The following is an 18,355-nucleotide window of genomic DNA, read 5'->3' on the forward strand; positions in this document are numbered from 1 at the left end:
CTTAGAAGCCTAAACTGGATAACAGGTCATCTACGTCATCCTGACCTGACACAACGTCTTCACGTTTATCGGCATGAATCTGCGGACCTTCACCCTTGGCGAGATGTTTTTGTGGATCTTTTTCAGAGAGGATCGCTTCGCGGTCATGTTCGATGCCGGCAAAACGGTCGACCTGGCCGGCCATGAGTACCAATTTGAGCAGGTTGCTTTCCACTTCGGTGACCAACTGGGTCACACGCTTGATCACCTGACCGGTCAGGTCCTGGTAATCCTGGGCGAGCAGAATGTCATTGAGGTTGCTGGAAACCATGCGGTTTTCCTGCTCGCTGCGTGACAAAAACCCTTCGACCCGACGGGCCAGCTCACGAAACTCTTCCGCACCGACTTCACGGCGCATGAAGCGGCCCCAGTCAACGCTCAGGGCGTGGGCTTCCGTGGCCATGCCGTTGACCAGGGGCGTGGCGTTTTCCACCAGGTCCATGGTGCGGTTGGCCGCCGCCTCGGTCAGCCTGACCACATAGGACAGGCGTTCGGTGGCGTCGGTGATCTGCGAAATCTCTTCGGCCTGGGGCATGTGCGGGTCAATCTGGAAATTGACGATCGCGCTGTGCAGCTCGCGTGTGAGCTTGCCCACTTCCTGGTACAGGCCTCGGTCACGGGTCTGGTTGAGCTCATGGATCAACTGCACCGCATCGCCGAACTGGCCTTTTTCAAGGCTGTCAACCAACTGGTGAGCATGCTTTTTCAGGGTCGACTCAAAGTCTCCCTGTGACGTTTCTTTATGCTCCATAGCTCCCCCGCGATGGCATCAGCCGTGGATGCGTTCGAAGATCTTTTCGATCTTCTCTTTCAAGGCCTGTGCAGTGAATGGTTTGACCACGTAACCGTTGACCCCGGCCTGGGCGGCTTCGATGATCTGTTCACGCTTGGCTTCGGCGGTCACCATCAACACGGGAAGGCTGCGCAATTTTTCGTCGGCACGCACGTGGCGCAACAAGTCGATACCGGTCATCCCCGGCATGTTCCAGTCCGTTACCAGAAAGTCGATGCTCCCGCTGTTGAGGATCGGAATCGCCGTCAGGCCGTCATCCGCCTCGACCGTGTTTGTGAACCCAAGGTCACGCAACAGGTTTTTTATGATCCGCCGCATCGTTGAGAAGTCATCAACGATGAGGATTTTCATGTTCTTGTCCAATTCGACCTCCAAGCAGTCTTAAACGCGCCCAGCACCTGGACGCGCCATTTCAATCAACAGGCATTACACAAAAAGGACTGCCAAGGGCACCACGGCCCGAGCCCGCGAAGGCCTATCACCTTCGCGGTATCGCTTTGCAATGCTCCCCACACTGCCTGTCAGCGCGCTCGCCACTCTCCCAGACGCCCCCGCAAGCGGGCCGCGCACTGGCTATGCAACTGGCTGACACGGGATTCGCTGACCCCCAGGACCTCACCGATTTCCTTGAGGTTCAGCTCTTCGTCGTAGTACAGCGCCAATACCAACCGCTCACGCTCCGGCAAGTTGGCAATGGCGTCCGCCAACGCACCCTGGAAACGCTCATCTTCCAGGTCACGGGACGGCTCCATATGCGCGCTCGCGCCGTCCTCGTGCAGCCCTTCGTGTTCGCCGTCCTGCAACAGGTCGTCGAAACTGAACAGGCGGCTGCCCAAGGTATCGTTCAAAATCCCGTAATAATCGTCGAGACTCAATTGGAGTTCGGCCGCAACTTCGTGATCTTTAGCGTCGCGACCGGTTTTTGCTTCAATTGCACGAATTGCGTCACTGACCATGCGTGTATTGCGGTGCACCGAACGCGGCGCCCAGTCACCCTTGCGCACTTCGTCGAGCATCGCGCCACGGATGCGGATCCCCGCATACGTCTCGAAGCTCGCGCCCTTGCTCGCGTCGTACTTGGTCGACACTTCGAGCAGGCCGATCATGCCCGCCTGGATCAGGTCTTCGACCTGGACGCTGGCGGGCAGGCGTGCCAGCAGGTGATAGGCGATGCGCTTGACCAGTGGCGCATAGCGCTCGATCAACTCACCCTGGCTGTCACGGGCAGATTTCTTGTAAGCGTTATAGCCGTTCGCTGTCATAGCACCGGTCCTGCACTCGTCTGATGCACCAATCGCTCGACGAAAAACTCCAGATGCCCCCGAGGGTTGGCAGGCAACGGCCAGGTATCGACCTTCTGGGCAATAGCCTTGAACGCCAATGCGCACTTGGAACGAGGGAATGCTTCGTAGACTGCACGCTGCTTTTGCACAGCCTTGCGCACACACTCGTCGTAGGGAACTGCACCGACGTATTGTAAGGCGACATCGAGAAAGCGATCCGTGACCTTGGTCAACTTGGCGAACAGGTTGCGGCCTTCCTGCGGGCTCTGGGCCATGTTGGCCAGGACGCGGAAGCGGTTCATGCCGTAGTCACGGTTAAGCAGTTTGATCAGGGCGTAGGCGTCGGTGATCGAGGTGGGTTCATCGCAGACCACCAGCAAGACTTCCTGCGCCGCGCGCACGAAGCTGACCACGGACTCGCCGATCCCGGCGGCGGTGTCGATCACCAGCACGTCGAGGTTGTCGCCGATGTCACTGAATGCCTGGATCAGGCCGGCATGCTGCGCCGGGCTCAGGTGCACCATGCTCTGGGTACCGGAGGCGGCCGGCACGATGCGGATCCCGCCAGGGCCCTGGAGCAGCACGTCGCGCAGCTCACAGCGCCCCTCGATCACATCGGCCAGGGTATGTTTGGGCGTCAGTCCCAGCAGAACGTCGACGTTCGCCAGCCCCAGGTCAGCATCCAGCAGCATGACGCGACGGCCAAGCTCTGCCAGGGCCAGGGACAAATTCACTGACACGTTAGTTTTCCCGACGCCACCTTTGCCGCCGGTCACCGCGATCACCTGTACGGGATGCATGCTGCCCATTTTATTTCTTTACCTTGTCTTGCTTAGACGCAGGCTACATGGCTTGGCCGCGTGAGTCGCTTGCAGACCATCGATGTAGGTACATTTCACGGTGTTCATCGCACCTCAACCCACCCGTTTTGCAGGCTTGTGGTAAAGGTCGGCGAACATATCGGCCATCGCTTCCTCGCTAGGCTCTTCTTGCATTTGCACGCTGACGGCGCGGCTGACCAGTTGATGACGGCGCGGCAGATGCAAATCATCCGGGATCCGCGGCCCGTCGGTCAGGTAGGCAACCGGTAGTTCATGGCTGATAGCCAGGCTCAACACTTCGCCCAGGCTGGCGGTTTCATCCAGTTTAGTCAGGATGCAGCCGGCCAGACCGCAACGCTTGTAGCTATGGTACGCAGCGGTAAGAACCTGTTTCTGGCTGGTGGTTGCAAGCACCAGGTAATTTTTCGACTTGATGCCACGCCCCGCCAGGCTTTCCAGTTGCAGGCGCAACGCCGGATCGCTGGCCTGCAGGCCGGCGGTGTCGATCAGCACCACGCGCTTGCGCAGCAATGGATCGAGCGCGTTGGCCAGGGACTGGCCCGGGTCGACGTGGGTGACCGGTACATTGAGGATACGGCCCAGGGTCTTGAGCTGTTCCTGGGCGCCGATGCGATAGCTGTCCATGCTCACCAGCGCGATGTTGTTCGCGCCGTACTTGAGCACATAGCGCGCCGCCAGCTTGGCCAGGGTGGTGGTCTTGCCCATGCCGGCAGGGCCGACCATGGCGATCACACCGCCCTCTTCCAGGGGTTCGATTTCCGGGGTGGCGATCATCCGCGCCAGGTGGGCCAGCAACATGCGCCAGGCCTGGCGAGGCTCTTCGATTTCGGTGGTCAGGGCCAGCAGGTCGCGGGACAACGGGCCGGACAGGCCGATGCGTTGCAGGCGGCGCCACAGGTTGGCCTGGTGCGGTTTGCTGCCTTGCAGTTGGGTCCAGGCCAGCGAACCCAGTTGCACTTCCAGCAATTCGCGCAGGCCGTTGAGTTCAAAACGCATCGAGTCGAAGACGCGCTGGTCGACTGCGGCGGCCGGGGCTGGCGCGGCAGGACGCGGCGGTTCGATGAATGTTGGCTCAACCAGCGGCTCGGCGGCGGTCAGCGGCAGGCCGGCGAACAACTGGCGATTGGTGGAGGCATCGCTGTCGCCACGCATGCTCAGCTCAGCCTGGGCCGAGACGATGCGCGAAGCGGTCTTGCGCAGCTCGTCTTCGAGTTCCATGTTCGGCACACGCGGCGCCAATGCCGAGGGGGTGTAGTCCAGGGCAGCCGTCAGCTCGACACCGCCGGCAATACGACGATTACCGATAATCGCGGCATCGGCGCCCAGCTCATCGCGGACCAGTTTCATGGCCTGACGCATATCGGCGGCGAAAAAACGCTTAACTTGCATAACCCACTACCCTCAGCCGTTGGGCCCTACTGTCGCGACGATAGTCACTTGCTTGTTGTCAGGAATTTCCTGATAAGCCAAAACGTGCAAATTCGGTACTGCCAGACGTCCAAACCGCGACAACATCGCCCGGACCGGACCCGCCACCAGCAGAATCACCGGTTGGCCCTGCATTTCCTGGCGCTGTGCGGCGTCGATCAACGAACGCTGCAGTTTCTCAGCCATGCTTGGCTCCAGCAGAACGCCCTCTTCCTGGCCTTGTCCTGCCTTCTGAATACTATTGAGCAATATCTGTTCCAACCTTGGCTCCAAGGTGATCACAGGCAGCTCGGAGTCAAGCCCTACAATGCTTTGCACGATTGCGCGGGACAATCCGACACGCACCGCCGCCACCAGCGCGGCGGTATCTTGACTCTTGGCGGCATTGTTGGCGATAGCCTCGGCAATGCTGCGAATGTCGCGTACCGGCACCTGTTCGGCCAGCAGCGCCTGCAGCACCTTGAGCAGTTGCGACAACGACAGCACGCCCGGCACCAGCTCTTCTGCCAGTTTTGGCGAGGCCTTGCCCAGCAAGCCCATCAATTGCTGGACTTCTTCGTGGCCGATCAGCTCGTGGGAGTGCTTGTACAGGATCTGGTTGAGGTGGGTGGCGACCACGGTGCTGGCGTCCACCACGGTGTAGCCCAGGGACTGCGCCTGGCTGCGCTGGCTGATTTCGATCCACACCGCCTCCAGGCCAAAAGCCGGATCTTTGGCGGTAATGCCGTTGAGGCTGCCGAATACCTGGCCGGGGTTGATTGCCAGCTCGCGGTCCGGGTAGATCTCGGCTTCAGCCAGAATCACGCCCATCAGGGTCAGGCGGTAGGCACTCGGGGCCAGGTCGAGGTTGTCGCGGATATGCACGGTGGGCATCAGGAAGCCCAGGTCCTGGGACAGCTTCTTGCGCACGCCCTTGATCCGCGCGAGCAACTGGCCGCCCTGGTTGCGGTCCACCAGCGGAATCAGGCGGTAGCCGACTTCCAGGCCGATCATGTCGATCGGGGTCACGTCGTCCCAGCCCAACTCCTTGGTTTCCTGGGCGCGGGCCGGGGACGGCAGCAGTTCCTGCTGGCGGGCGATCTCTTGCTGGGCCTGGACCTTGACCGCATTCTGCTTTTTCCAGAACAGGTAGGCCGCGCCGCCGGCCAGGGCCGCCATGCTCAGGAACGACACATGGGGCATGCCCGGCACGATCCCCATGATCGCCATGATGCCGGCCGCCACGGCCAGGGCCTTGGGCGAGGCAAACATCTGGCGGCTGATCTGCTTGCCCATGTCTTCGGAGCCCGAAGCACGGGTCACCATGATGGCGGCAGCTGTAGATAACAACAGTGATGGCAATTGCGCCACTAAACCGTCACCGATGGTCAGCAGGGCGTACACCTTGCCCGCATCGCCGAAGGTCATGCCGTGCTGGAAGATCCCGACCGCCATGCCGCCGATCAGGTTGATGAACAGGATCAGCAGGCCGGCGATGGCGTCACCGCGCACGAATTTGCTGGCACCGTCCATGGAACCGTAGAACTCGGCTTCCTGGGCGACTTCCAAGCGACGGGTCTTGGCCTGGTTCTGGTCGATCAGGCCGGCGTTGAGGTCGGCGTCGATAGCCATCTGCTTGCCGGGCATGGCGTCGAGGGTAAAGCGTGCGCTCACCTCGGAAATCCGTCCGGCACCCTTGGTCACCACCACGAAGTTGATGATCATGAGGATCGCGAACACCACGATACCGACCACGTAGTTACCGCCGATCACCACCTCACCGAAAGCCTGGATCACCTTACCGGCAGCGGCGTGGCCGTCCTGGCCGTGGAGCATGACCACACGGGTGGACGCCACGTTCAGCGCCAGGCGCAACAGGGTTGCCACCAGCAGGATCGTCGGGAACACCGCGAAATCCAGCGGCCGCAAGGCGTAGACGCACACCAGCAGGACGACGACGGACAGGGCGATGTTGAAGGTGAAGAACACGTCCAGCAGGAACGGCGGCATCGGCAACATCATCATTGCCAGCATGACCAGCAACAACAACGGCACACCCAGATTGCCCCGCGAGAGGTCAGTCAGGGTGCCACGGGCCGTGCTGAACATTTGAGAGCGATCCACCACCGGTATTCCTCGTTTCCTTGAAGCAAACTTTTGACGCCGGGAGGCGACCTGGAGGCGGTATTGCAAGAAGCCTTCCAACTTTGCTTTTGAGGAGGTGGATCGCTACAGGCGCCCGAGTCCTATCGGATGTAAACACTCCAACGGTGAGAGAAAGCCTGCTCCCGTCCCACCGTTGGATCCGTTTGCATTTACTGCACGGGACCTTTCTATAACGGCCTCACATTGGCCGCCTGCGGCCCTTTTTGACCCGGAGTCACTTCGTATTCGACTTTTTGCTTTTCATCCAGGCTTTTGAAGCCCGCGCTGTCTATAGCGGAGTAATGGACGAATACATCCGCACTGCCGTCGTCGGGAGAAATAAACCCAAACCCCTTCTCCGCGTTAAACCACTTCACCGTGCCCGTTGCCATTGCCGTTCTCCCTAGATTTCACTCAAGAACCTGCGCCGGTGTCACAAGATAAGCCTGACCCTTGATGCATACACGCCATCGGGTCGATGGATCATCTGAAGCTCGACCTTCAAACCCACTGAAAGCCGAACCCCTTGCGAACCGAGCGAATCCACCAACACCACCTCTGCGCGATCATCCAGCACAATCACCCCCTTGCGGGACTTCGGGTCATAAGATTTGATCGTTCCCGTCACCACAGCCATCACCACTCCCTGCATCTATTAACAGCGTGCGCGCAGTACCTGATGGTATGGAACCGCGAGAATGGCAGGTTGGCTACTGTCAAACTTGACAGGTAGGCAAGGAGTGACGACGAATGGCAGGCCACTCGCCTGCCTCGGCTTTTACGTCGTTACTCGCTGGAGAAGCACACCCACAGGTCGCCGTTGGACTTCTGGGTTTCCATGCGATGAATGAAGGGTTTGAAAATAGAAATACTGTGATCCAACGTCCAGCCTTGCGCGTCATACACGTCAATCCGTCCGTGCTCTTCATAGGACCCGGTGTATACCCACTTCCCGTCCGGACTCACGGCCAATGACCGCACAGACAAACGCTGATTCTCCTTCTCTCTGCCGGTCTTCGTGTCGATGACACTGATAATGTCACCGCCGTATGCATACAGCCGCTGGCCATTGGCACTCAAGGTCAGCCCCCAGGCCGGGTGCTTGGATATTTTTTCGACGCGCTCACTGACAGGATCGAACCTATAGACCCCAGCCCCTTCGCCCAGCACGCCAAGACAAGCCACATAGACATGGCCGTCGTGCGGATTGCCCACGGTGTCGAACGTGATGGCCCCAACCGGTATTTTCTTGATCACTTCCTGCGACGCCCTGTCGACAATGATCAGCGAAGCTTCAGCGTTCCCAGGGCCACCCCACGCACCAACATAAATCTGGCCGCCATCGCGACCAAGCACCAGCCCCGTGGCGTATTCCTCAATGACAGCGCCTGGCAATAGCTCTTTTTCCTGCACATCAACGATGAACAAATGGCTATACAGCCAATTGCATGCATATAGAAACCGCCCGTCGGGGCTGAACCCTCCCAGCTTTTCAATGAAGACGGGATAGTTATCGACGAGGCTGATTGTCTGAAGATCGATCTTCGCAATGCCATTGACCCATTCGGCATGCAGATACCGGCCATCCGGACTGAACAGAAAACTGCCAATATTGCCCTCGATCATATGAACCACTTCGGCGGCCGCCGTGAGGGTGGCAATGCAGGGTTCGACCCTGATATCGATGTTCACATAGACACGTTCATCGTTCTTCTTCACGGGCACCCCCAAGTACAACAGGCGCTGGGCATGCACGCGGACGATGGCTTGGCGGGTGGCCTGACGCAGGCCCGAGCGACCTTGCTTGACCTGATAGCTCAACACATGCCGGCCATGGGTGAGCCGTTCGGCCGCTACCGAAAACTTGATCCCGGCCTGCAGAGGGTCACCTTCGAGCTTATGGCTGGCAATCACCTCGCCGTCCAATATCAGCTCAACAGCACTGTCGGCTTGGCCAAAGGTCTCACGCACATGCACATCGAGACCTTTGTTCGGATAAAAGCCGTGCTGGGCAGCCTGCTTGTCGACCGCATTGCCGGGACGTCGCCGCTGGCCAGGAAGGTTGATCGCAAGGAGAGGAAGGGGTTTGGTTGAGGAGCCGCTCATGGGGGGAAATCCCTCTGCATGGATGGGAATCCCATGTAACGCTCAGAAGTGCCAGCTCACAACTGTCAAACTTGACAGGTAGGCGGCATTTACCGACAGACTGAAACACCGCAAGCACGACAACCCTGCCTCAGGAGTCGCGGCGCAACTCAGGCGGGATCGGCAGATCCTTGAGCGGATCCGGGCGCTTGCCCTTGCCCGCGCGGTATTGGCGAATCTGATAGACATACGCCAACACCTGGGCCACGGCCAGGTACAACCCCGCCGGGATTTCCTGGTCAAGGTCGGTGGAGTAGAAGATCGACCGCGCCAGCTCCGGCGACTCCAGCAGCAGGATGTCGTGGGCCACGGCGATTTCGCGGATTTTCAACGCGGTAAAGTCGCTGCCCTTGGCCAGCAGCATCGGCGCGCCGCCCTTCTCCGGGTCGTACTTGAGGGCCACGGCGTAGTGGGTCGGGTTGGTGATGACCACGTCGGCGTCGGGCACCGAGGCCATCATCTTGCGCTGGGACATTTCCCGCTGCAGCTGGCGGATGCGTTGCTTGACCTCGGGGCGGCCTTCCTGGTCCTTGTGCTCGTCGCGCACTTCCTGCTTGGTCATCAGCAGTTTCTTGTGGCTTTCCCACAACTGGATCGGCGCATCCACCGCCGCGATGATGATCAGCCCGGCAGCCATCCACAGCGCACTCCAGCCCACCACCTGCACGCTGTGGATGATCGCCGACTCCAGCGGCTCATGGGCGATGCGCAGCAGGTCATCGATGTCGGACGACAACACCATCAGCGCCACGAACAGAATCAGGATGAACTTGGCCAGGGCCTTGAGCAGCTCCACCAGGGCCTTGGCGGAAAACATGCGCTTGAGACCGGCCGCAGGGTTCATGCGACTGAACTTGGGCGCCATGCTGCCGGCGGCGAACAGCCAGCCACCGAGGGCGACCGGGCCGATCAGTGCGGCCAGCAGCAAGGTGATCAGGATCGGCTGCACCGCCAATATCGCGATCTTGCCCGAGTGCAGCAGGTATTGGCCCATGGAGCCCGGGTTGAGCAGCACATCGCGGGGCAAGGTGAAGTTGTGCTTCATCAGCTCCATCAGGTCCAGCGCCAGGCCGCCGCCATAGATCAGCAAGGCACCGGCTCCGGCCATCATGGTCGCAACGGTATTGAGTTCCTTGGAACGGGCAATCTCGCCCTTTTCCCTGGAGTCCTTTTTACGTTTCTCCGTGGGGTCTTCTGTCTTGTCCTGACCACTCTCGCTCTCGGCCATGGCTCAGCGCGCCCGTGCCAGATCACGTAGGAACTGCAAGGCGTCGGTCGCCAGCGGTTGATACTGATTGAGAATGTCAGCCAGGCCGACCCAGAAAATCCCCATGCCCAGCACCAGGGTCAAGGGGAAACCAATGGAGAAAATGTTCAGCTGTGGCGCCGCGCGGGTCATGACGCCAAACGCGATGTTGACCACCAGCAAGGCCGTGATCGCCGGCAGTACCAGCAACAGCGAGGCACCGAGCACCCAACTGAGGCGCCCCACCAGCTCCCAGAAGTGATTGACCACCAACCCGGAGCCTACCGGCAAGGTGGTGAAGCTTTCGGTCAACACCTCGAACACCACCAGGTGGCCGTTCATGGCCAGGAACAACAAGGTCACCAGCATGGTCAGGAACTGCCCGATCACCGCCGCCGATACGCCGTTGGTGGGGTCGACCATGGACGCGAAGCCCATGCCCATCTGGATCGAGATGATCTGCCCGGCGATCACGAACGCCTGGAAGAACAGTTGCAGCGAAAAGCCCAGCAGCGAGCCGATCAGGATCTGCTCGGCAATCAGCATCAAGGCACTGAGGTCGAGTGCGTTGACCGGGGGCATCGGCGGCAGGCCCGGCACCAGCACCACGGTGATCGCCACGGCGAAATACAGGCGGATGCGGCGCGGCACCAGGGTAGTACCGAACACCGGCATGCTCATCAGCACCGCCGTCACCCGGAACAACGGCAGGATGAACGAGGCCACCCACGTGCTGATCTGGGTGTCGGTCAATGCCAGCAAGGACTGCATCGGGTCAGCCGATCAACTGCGGAATACTGCCGTACAGCTGCAGGATGTATTCCATGAAGGTTTGCACCAGCCACGGGCCGGCGACAATCAGGGTGATCAGCATCACCAGCAGGCGCGGCAGGAAACTCAAGGTCTGTTCGTTGATCTGGGTCGCGGCCTGGAACATCGCCACCAGCAGGCCCACCAACAGGCTCGGCACCACCAGCACGGCAACCATCACGGTGGTCAGCCACAGTGCTTCACGGAACAGGTCGACGGCGACTTCTGGGGTCATGCTGCTTCACCTAACACATCACACCCCTCCGAAACTGCCGGCCAACGTGCCGATAATCAGCGCCCAGCCGTCCACCAGCACAAACAGCATGATCTTGAACGGCAATGAAATAATCAGCGGCGACAGCATCATCATCCCCATGGCCATCAGCACGCTCGCCACCACCAGGTCGATGATCAGGAACGGGATAAAGATCATGAAGCCGATCTGGAACGCGGTCTTCAGTTCCGAGGTGACGAACGCCGGCACCAGGATGGTCAGCGGCGCCTGGTCCGGAGTCGCGATGTCGGTACGCTTGGACAGGCGCATGAACAACTCAAGGTCGCTGGAACGGGTCTGCGACAGCATGAAATCCTTGATCGGGCCCTGGGCCTTGTCGATCGCATCCTGGGCAGTCATTTTTTCGGCCAGGTACGGCTGCAGGGCTTGCTGGTTCACCTTGTCGAACACCGGCGCCATGATGAACATCGTCAAGAACAACGCCATGCCGGTGAGGATCTGGTTCGACGGCGTCTGTTGCAGGCCCAGGGCCTGACGCAGGATCGAGAACACAATGATGATCCGCGTAAAGCTGGTCATCAGCATGACAAACGCCGGGATAAAGCTCAGCGCAGTCATGATCAGCAGGATCTGCAGGCTGACCGAATACTCCTGGGCCCCCGCCGCGTTGGTACCCAGCGTAATCGCCGGGATCGACAACGGGTCGGCGGCCAGCGCCAATGGCGTGGCCAGCAACAGCATGAGCGTCAATAAAACGCGCATTACTTCTTATCCTTCTGATCCTTGCCCAGCAATTCCATCAGGCGCTGGGCGAATTCTGGCGTGGCGGGCTGGGATTGGGTGGTTGGCACCGGGGTCTTGAGCACATGCAGCGGCGTGATTCGGCCGGGGGTAATGCCCAGCAGGATCTGTTCCTCGCCCACTTGCACCAGCACCAGCCGGTCACGCGGACCGAGGGAGCGCGAGCCGATCATTTCGATGACCTGGGCATTGCCCGGACCGATGCTCTGCACGCGCCGCATCAGCCAGGCCAACACGAAGATCAAGCCGACCACCAGCAACAGGCCCAGCACCAACTGCGTCAGTTGCCCGCCAACGCTGCCGCCGACGGGCGCAGCGGCAACCTGGGCTACCGGCTCCGCCGCCCACGCCGCCAATGGCAGCGCGGCGAACAGTCCCACCATCAGCCGTTTCATATCAGCGCAACTTCTTGATGCGTTCGCTTGGGCTGATCACGTCGGTCAGGCGGATGCCGAACTTTTCGTTGACCACCACCACTTCGCCGTGGGCGATCAGGGTGCCGTTGACCAGCACGTCCAGCGGCTCACCGGCCAGGCGATCCAGCTCGATCACCGAGCCCTGGTTGAGTTGCAGCAGGTTGCGGATGTTGATGTCGGTGCTGCCCACTTCCATGGAGATCGACACCGGGATGTCGAGGATCACGTCCAGGTTCGGCCCATCGAGGGTCACCGGGTCGTTGTTCTTCGGCACGCTGCCGAATTCTTCCATGGGCAAGCGGTTACCCACCGGCGCAGTGGCGGCGTCGGCGGCCAGCAGTGCGTCGATATCGTCCTGGCCAACATCGCCGGTCTCTTCCAGGGCCGCAGCCCACTCGTCAGCCAGGGCCTGGTCTTCGGCGGAAGTGTTTTCGTGTTCGGTAGCCATTACATGTCCTCGGCGGAGCAAACATTCATAAATAGGGATCAGCGACGGTTGATCGGCTCAACCACTTGCAAAGCGAGGTTGCCCTTGTGGGACCCCAGCTTGACCTTGAACGACGGCACGCCGTTGGCGCGCATGATCATTTCGTCCGGCAACTCGACCGGGATAATGTCCCCCGGCTGCATGTGCAAAATATCCCGCAGGCGCAACTGGCGCCGGGCCACGGTAGCGCTCAGCGGCACGTCGACATCCAGCAGGTCTTCGCGCAGGGCCTTGACCCAGCGTTCGTCCTGGTCGTCCAGGTCGGACTGGAAACCGGCGTCGAGCATTTCGCGCACCGGCTCGATCATCGAATACGGCATGGTCACGTGCAGGTCGCCGCCACCGCCATCGAGCTCGATGTGGAACGTGGACACCACAATGGCCTCGCTCGGCCCGACGATGTTGGCCATGGCCGGGTTCACTTCCGAGTTGATGTACTCGAAATTGACTTCCATGATCGCCTGCCAGGCTTCCTTCAAGTCAATGAAGGCCTGCTCCAGCACCATGCGCACCACGCGCAATTCGGTAGGGGTGAATTCACGGCCTTCGATCTTGGCGTGACGGCCGTCACCGCCGAAGAAGTTGTCCACCAGCTTGAACACCAGCTTGGCGTCGAGGATGAACAGCGCGGTACCGCGCAATGGCTTGATCTTGACCAGGTTGAGGCTGGTGGGCACGTACAGCGAGTGCACGTACTCGCCGAACTTCATCACTTGCACGCCGCCCACCGCCACGTCCGCCGAGCGGCGCAGCATGTTGAACATGCTGATCCGGGTGTAACGGGCGAAACGTTCGTTGATCATCTCAAGGGTCGGCATGCGTCCACGGACGATGCGATCCTGGCTGGTCAGGTCATAACTTTTGACGCTGCCGGGCTCGGCAGCCATTTCAGTCTGTACCAGACCGTCGTCGACGCCATGCAACAGCGCGTCGATTTCATCCTGGGACAGCAGGTCCTGCACGGCCATGGGGTGATCCTACTGCAATACGAAATTAGTGAAGAGCGCCTGCTCGATCACGACTTTGCCGAGCTCCTTCTGGGCCACTTCCTGCACGCTGGCAGTGACCTTCTGGCGCAGCATTTCCTGGCCCACCGGGGTGGCCAGGGTGTCGAAACTCTGCCCGGAGAACAGCATCACCAGGTTGTTGCGGATCACCGGCATATGCACCTTGAGGGCATCCAGGTCCGACTGGTTACGCGCCAGCAAAGTGATGCTCACCTGCAGGTAGCGTTGACGACCGTTCTGGTTGAAGTTGGCGACAAAGGCCGGAAGCATCGGCTCGAAGATTGCCGGTTGCTTGGCGTTAGTGGCGGTTTCGGCGGCAGGTGCCGGCTTGCTGGCACTGCTGTGCATGATGTACCAGGTGCCGCCCACCGAGGCGCCGATGGCCAGGAGCAGGCCCACGACAATCATCAGGATAAGCTTGAGCTTGCCTTTGCCTGCGGGTGCTTTTGCTGCGTCGTCGCTCTTCGCCATGCCAATAATCCGTCACTATTCGGGGATTCATAGATCTACGGAAAGGCAAGAGCAAGTGTTATGCCAGAGTTGTCTGGCTGGACGCAGACAGAGGAACGCCATAAAAAAATGTGGAAGGGGGGGGGCTGTGGTGGGGGGCTTGTTCACCGACAATGGGACTGCTGCGCAGTCCAGCGCGGGGCAAGCCCGCTCACCACAGCAACCCCGCTCACCACAGCAACCCCACTCACCACAGCAACCCCACTCACCACTGCAAGCCAGCTCACCACAGCAAGCCTACCCACCACAGCAAGTCCGCTCCCACATTTTGTCCTATGCCAGACTCACATCAGGCGTAGTAGTCGACGGCGCTGGAGCCGATCACCGTCGAAGTCACGGGCGCCACGGCTTCGGCCACTTCAATGTGGCTGCCGCTGTCGCCGCTGTCGCCACCCCGCCCGCTGCGACTAACGCCCCCCGTCTGCGCCTGCTGTTGCTGTTGCTCCTGGCCACGGGACTGGTCGGACACGTTCACATCCACCTGGCCCATGCCCTGCTGGGCGAACATCTCGCGCAAGCGACCGGACTGGCTTTCCAGGGCTTCACGCACCACCGGGTGGGCGCTCATGAAGTTGACCTGGGCCTGCTGGTCGGCGGTCATGTTGACCTTGATGTCCAGGCGCCCGAGTTCGGCCGGTTGCAACTGGATCTCCGCCGACTTGAGGTTGGCGCTGGAGAGGTACATCACGCGGTTGACGATCTCGTCGGTCCAGCCGCTCTGGTGCATGGCCAGCGGCGCATTCGTCACCGGCGGCAAGGCATTCGCGGTTTTCGGCGTGGCCGCCTGGGTCAATGCAGCCAGGCGGTTGGCGAAGTCATCGACGCGGGTGTCGCTGCTGGCCTCCTTCAAGTCCTTGAGGCCGCCTTCGATCAAGCCGCTGAAGGCCTTGTCGCCACCCTGGTCCGTACTGTCCTTGGTGGCTTGCTGGTCGACCATGGTGGCCAGGCCGGCGGCAAAGTTCTGGGCGGCGGTTGGCTGGTCCTGGGTGGTCGTCGGGGCGGTTTTGGCCGGTGCCTGGCTGCTGGCCGACACGTGCCCGCCCTGCTCCATTGCCAGGCGTACGGCCGGCATGGCGTCCAGGGGATCGGCCTCAGGGTCGAAGGCCGGCGTGGCGTCCTCGGTCGCTGCGATTGGCGCCGCAACCACGGGTGCGGCCTTGTCATCCTTGGCAGCGGCTGCGGGGACCGGGGTTTCCACCGGCACCGGCACCACCACCGGGGTGACCGTGGCAATCAATGCCGGGTCGACCACCGGGTCCACGGGAGGCTGCTGCGCCAGGGCCGGATCCACAGGTGCAGCGTCATCCTTGCCGGCAGTGTCGTCGGACGATGCCGCAGGCTTGGCAGGCAAGGTATTGCCGCTATCGGCAACCGCTGGCGTGGCGGCGGCAGGTTTGTCGTTGCCCGCCGCAGGCTTGGCGCTGGCATCGACAGGCTTGTCCCGCGTGGGCTTGGCCGAGTTGTCATCAGCCTTGACCGTGGGTTTGGAACCCTGGCTGGCGAACACCTGAGCGAAGCCTGGGCCCTTGTCCCGTGGGTCCGCAGCCACTGCCGGTGGATTGACGGCAGGCGCTTGAGGCTTGGCCGCAGGGGCAGCCTGGAGAAGCGAATTCGGGGCGACTGGCATAGGTAAAGGTCTCCACTGCATGGGGATCGGGGATGCAGTATCAGGAGGTAGAGCAAGAGTCGGGCCAGGTTTTCACACGGATGGAATCAAATCTGGAACCGCTGCCGCTCCGACTCATACATCGGCTTCACCAAGGCAAACTCATGATCGATCTGGTCCACCAGCGCCCCCAGGTCCGCCGCGGCCTCAGCGGACTCCGCCTCCAAGCGCTGGCACAGGTGCGCCAACCGCACTGCGCCGAGATTGCCACTGCTGCCCTTGAAGCTATGGGCGATACGCCCCAGTGCCTTGGCGTCGTCCCGCGCCTTGCGCAGCGCTTCGACGCGTTTCTGGGAGTCATCGAGGAAGGTATCGAGCAACTTGGGATACTCGCCTTCCATGACCTCCTGCAAACCCGACAGCACGTCCGGGTCCATATGAATCTCAGCCACTTGCTCGCTCCTTGATCAAGAATCGGCGGATTATGCCAGAGCCCCCCAGCAAAACTCTACGCAGACACTGCGTCCGCCGTCGGACCAGCGCACCTGACTGCTCAGTTGACGCACCAGGCTCAGGCCTCGACCGGACAGGCCGTCGATGTCCAGCGGCCGGGCCAGCACCTGCTCCACGTCGAACCCTGGCCCACTGTCTTCAAGGCGCAGGGTCATCTTGCCGCCCGCCTCGGCGGGCACCACCTGCACATGCACGCGCACATAGCCACTGCTCAACTGCGCCAGGCGGTCATTGCGCTGGCGGTAATACTCGGCAAAGCCCTGGGCATCGCGCTTGAGCCGCGAGTCCAGGCCCAGCACGCCATGTTCCAGCGCATTGGAATACAACTCGGCCATGACGCTGTAGAGCGCCCCGCTCTGCTCGCGCAGCCCCTGGATCTCCAGCAGCAGTTGCAGCAGGTAGGGCAAGGGGTTGTAACGCTTGAGGGTTTCGGCCCGAAATTCGAAACTCACCGACCAATCGAGCGGGCATGTCTGGCCGCTGTCGGCATACAGCAGCCCGGTCGCACGCAGCGGCTGCCCGGGTTGCAGGATGATTTCCACCAGACTGACATCGTCCCGCGCCTCCCCGCGAAAAGCCGCCAGGGCGCGCTCGATGTCGTCGAAGAGCCGGTCGGGCTCACGGTTGGCGGCAAACACCTGCTGCAAGCGCTCGACGCCAAACAGCTGGTCATTGGCGTCGGCGGTGTCCAGCACACCATCGGAGAGCAGGAACACGCGGTCACCCAGCGCCATGGGCCAGACCTCGGTGCGATCATCAAACGCCTCCGCCGACAGCACCCCCAACGGCAAATGCCGCGGCTGCAGCGGCGTGCGCCTGCCGCTGGCGACTTCATGCACATAGCCTTCGGGCATGCCGCCGTTCCACACCTCCACCACCCGCCGCTGCGTGCTCAGGCACAGCAGGGTGGCGCAGCAGAACATGTCCACCGGCAGGATGCGCTTGAGCTTGGCATTCATCTCCCGCAGGATCTGCGCCAGGCCGTAGCCCTTGGCAGTCATGCCGTAGAACACTTCCGCCAGGGGCATGGCGCCCACCGCCGCCGGCAGGCCATGGCCGGTGAAATCGCCAAGCAGCACGTGCATGTCGCCCGACGGCGTATACGCTGCCAGCAGCAGGTCGCCGTTGAACAGCGCATAGGGCGATTGCAGGTAGCGGATATTCGGCGCCGCGTTAATGCAGCCGGAATGGGCGACTTTATCGAACACCGCCTTGGCCACCCGCTGCTCATGCAGCAAGTGGTCATGGTGCCTGGCGATCTGGTCGCGCTGCTGCAGCATCGTCGCCTGCAGCCGGCGCAGGCGGTCCATGGCGTTGATCTTGGCCGCCAGGATCAACTGGTTATAGGGCTTGGGCAGGAAATCATCGCCGCCGGCATCCAGGCACTCGGCCAGGGCGGCACTCTCGCGCAGGGACGTGAGGAAGATGATCGGCACCAGCTCCTCCCCCGCCAACTGCTTGATCCACCGCGCGGCGGTCAGGCCATCCATCACGGGCATGATCGCGTCCATCAACACCAGTTGCGGACGCTCGCGCGCGAATAGCTCAACGGCCTCCTCGCCATTGGTTGCAGTGAGCACCTGGTGCCCCTGGCGTCGCACAATGGTCGACAGCAACAGCAGGTCGGCGGCACTGTCTTCGGCGATCAGGATCGTCAGCGGCTCAACCGCGGGGGCCAGGGCGCTCAATTGATGTCGAACAATTTGTCGAAGTTGGAGATGGCGAGGATCTTGCGCACATCGGAGTTGGTGTTGATCACCTGGACCTCCGACTCCTCGCCGCCGGCATGGTCCCTCAACAGCAGGAGCATGCCCAGGGCCGAACTGTCCATGTAAGTGGTTTCCTTCAGGTCGACCACATACGACTCAGGCACCTTGTAGAAACGCTCGTAAGCCTCACGAAATGTCTGGTGGCTACTGAAATCGAACCGACCCTTGATTGCGATCGTCAACTTCTTCCCGTCCAGGGATACTTCTGACTCGATTGACATGCGACTGCTTCCTTGTCATGGGCATAGACACAAGGTGTAGCAGGCGAATGGGATACCAGCAACACGGCAGATCAAATGTG

Annotated in this window: 21 protein-coding genes; all 21 read right to left on the reverse strand. The window is 61.1% G+C overall.

The window, feature by feature from the left end:
- Position 1: 1 nt before the first annotated feature.
- Positions 2–790 (reverse strand): protein phosphatase CheZ, encoded by a 789-nt coding sequence (locus J1N02_RS04820; protein ID WP_027603869.1) that lies wholly within the window; start codon positions 788–790, stop codon positions 2–4.
- Positions 791–808: 18 nt separating this feature from the next.
- Entirely contained in the window at positions 809–1,183 is a 375-nt protein-coding gene (locus tag J1N02_RS04825) for a chemotaxis response regulator CheY (RefSeq protein WP_160385018.1), read from the reverse strand.
- Positions 1,184–1,353: 170 nt separating this feature from the next.
- Positions 1,354–2,094 carry an RNA polymerase sigma factor FliA gene (gene fliA, locus J1N02_RS04830; protein ID WP_015885174.1) on the reverse strand — a complete coding sequence of 247 codons (741 nt, stop codon included), beginning with the start codon at positions 2,092–2,094 and terminating at the stop codon, positions 1,354–1,356.
- Positions 2,091–2,924, reverse strand: coding sequence for a flagellar synthesis regulator FleN (gene fleN, locus J1N02_RS04835; RefSeq protein WP_003192912.1), 834 nt, complete (start codon positions 2,922–2,924; stop codon positions 2,091–2,093). Before fleN ends, fliA begins: the two co-directional genes overlap by 4 nt.
- A gap of 105 nt (positions 2,925–3,029) precedes the next feature.
- Positions 3,030–4,346 (reverse strand): flagellar biosynthesis protein FlhF, encoded by a 1,317-nt coding sequence (gene flhF, locus J1N02_RS04840; protein WP_027603868.1) that lies wholly within the window; start codon positions 4,344–4,346, stop codon positions 3,030–3,032.
- Between the two features lie 12 nt (positions 4,347–4,358).
- Positions 4,359–6,473 carry a flagellar biosynthesis protein FlhA gene (flhA, locus tag J1N02_RS04845; protein WP_222935394.1) on the reverse strand — a complete coding sequence of 705 codons (2,115 nt, stop codon included), beginning with the start codon at positions 6,471–6,473 and terminating at the stop codon, positions 4,359–4,361.
- A 224-nt stretch (positions 6,474–6,697) separates the two neighbouring features.
- Positions 6,698–6,901: a transcription antiterminator/RNA stability regulator CspE gene (gene cspE / locus J1N02_RS04850; RefSeq protein WP_098478959.1), complete on the reverse strand. Its 204-nt coding sequence runs from the start codon at positions 6,899–6,901 to the stop codon at positions 6,698–6,700.
- 41 nt (positions 6,902–6,942) lie between these two features.
- A complete protein-coding gene (locus J1N02_RS04855) occupies positions 6,943–7,146 on the reverse strand; it encodes a DNA-binding protein (protein ID WP_108573778.1) in 204 nt (67 codons plus the stop codon).
- A gap of 149 nt (positions 7,147–7,295) precedes the next feature.
- The gene (locus J1N02_RS04860; protein ID WP_098478957.1) at positions 7,296–8,615 is read right to left on the reverse strand and encodes a YncE family protein; all 1,320 of its coding nucleotides are present in this window, start codon (positions 8,613–8,615) and stop codon (positions 7,296–7,298) included.
- 130 nt (positions 8,616–8,745) lie between these two features.
- Positions 8,746–9,882 carry a flagellar biosynthesis protein FlhB gene (flhB, locus tag J1N02_RS04865; RefSeq protein WP_027603865.1) on the reverse strand — a complete coding sequence of 379 codons (1,137 nt, stop codon included), beginning with the start codon at positions 9,880–9,882 and terminating at the stop codon, positions 8,746–8,748.
- 3 nt (positions 9,883–9,885) lie between these two features.
- On the reverse strand, positions 9,886–10,671 hold the full coding sequence (gene fliR, locus J1N02_RS04870; RefSeq protein ID WP_027603864.1) for a flagellar biosynthetic protein FliR: 786 nt from the start codon (positions 10,669–10,671) through the stop codon (positions 9,886–9,888).
- Positions 10,672–10,675: 4 nt separating this feature from the next.
- Positions 10,676–10,945, reverse strand: a complete 270-nt coding sequence (fliQ, locus tag J1N02_RS04875; protein WP_027603863.1) for a flagellar biosynthesis protein FliQ — start codon at positions 10,943–10,945, stop codon at positions 10,676–10,678.
- A gap of 18 nt (positions 10,946–10,963) precedes the next feature.
- Positions 10,964–11,707, reverse strand: a complete 744-nt coding sequence (gene fliP / locus J1N02_RS04880; RefSeq protein WP_027603862.1) for a flagellar type III secretion system pore protein FliP — start codon at positions 11,705–11,707, stop codon at positions 10,964–10,966.
- Positions 11,707–12,141 (reverse strand): flagellar biosynthetic protein FliO, encoded by a 435-nt coding sequence (fliO, locus tag J1N02_RS04885; protein ID WP_027603861.1) that lies wholly within the window; start codon positions 12,139–12,141, stop codon positions 11,707–11,709. Before fliO ends, fliP begins: the two co-directional genes overlap by 1 nt.
- 1 nt (position 12,142) lies before the next feature.
- A complete protein-coding gene (gene fliN / locus J1N02_RS04890) occupies positions 12,143–12,610 on the reverse strand; it encodes a flagellar motor switch protein FliN (RefSeq protein ID WP_098478955.1) in 468 nt (155 codons plus the stop codon).
- A gap of 38 nt (positions 12,611–12,648) precedes the next feature.
- Positions 12,649–13,617 (reverse strand): flagellar motor switch protein FliM, encoded by a 969-nt coding sequence (fliM, locus tag J1N02_RS04895; RefSeq protein ID WP_027603859.1) that lies wholly within the window; start codon positions 13,615–13,617, stop codon positions 12,649–12,651.
- A gap of 9 nt (positions 13,618–13,626) precedes the next feature.
- On the reverse strand, positions 13,627–14,127 hold the full coding sequence (gene fliL / locus J1N02_RS04900) for a flagellar basal body-associated protein FliL (protein ID WP_027603858.1): 501 nt from the start codon (positions 14,125–14,127) through the stop codon (positions 13,627–13,629).
- Between the two features lie 328 nt (positions 14,128–14,455).
- Positions 14,456–15,793 carry a flagellar hook-length control protein FliK gene (locus tag J1N02_RS04905; protein WP_421147203.1) on the reverse strand — a complete coding sequence of 446 codons (1,338 nt, stop codon included), beginning with the start codon at positions 15,791–15,793 and terminating at the stop codon, positions 14,456–14,458.
- An 86-nt stretch (positions 15,794–15,879) separates the two neighbouring features.
- Positions 15,880–16,224: an Hpt domain-containing protein gene (locus tag J1N02_RS04910; protein WP_065940558.1), complete on the reverse strand. Its 345-nt coding sequence runs from the start codon at positions 16,222–16,224 to the stop codon at positions 15,880–15,882.
- A gap of 30 nt (positions 16,225–16,254) precedes the next feature.
- Positions 16,255–17,973 carry an ATP-binding SpoIIE family protein phosphatase gene (locus J1N02_RS04915; protein ID WP_421147204.1) on the reverse strand — a complete coding sequence of 573 codons (1,719 nt, stop codon included), beginning with the start codon at positions 17,971–17,973 and terminating at the stop codon, positions 16,255–16,257.
- Complete coding sequence (locus tag J1N02_RS04920) at positions 17,970–18,275, reverse strand: STAS domain-containing protein (protein WP_098478953.1); 306 nt, start codon at positions 18,273–18,275, stop codon at positions 17,970–17,972. Before J1N02_RS04920 ends, J1N02_RS04915 begins: the two co-directional genes overlap by 4 nt.
- Between the last annotated feature and the right edge of the window lie 80 nt (positions 18,276–18,355).

The organism is Pseudomonas sp. NFX5 (genome assembly GCF_049132125.1).
GTDB classification, from domain to species: Bacteria; Pseudomonadota; Gammaproteobacteria; order Pseudomonadales; family Pseudomonadaceae; genus Aquipseudomonas; species Aquipseudomonas marginalis.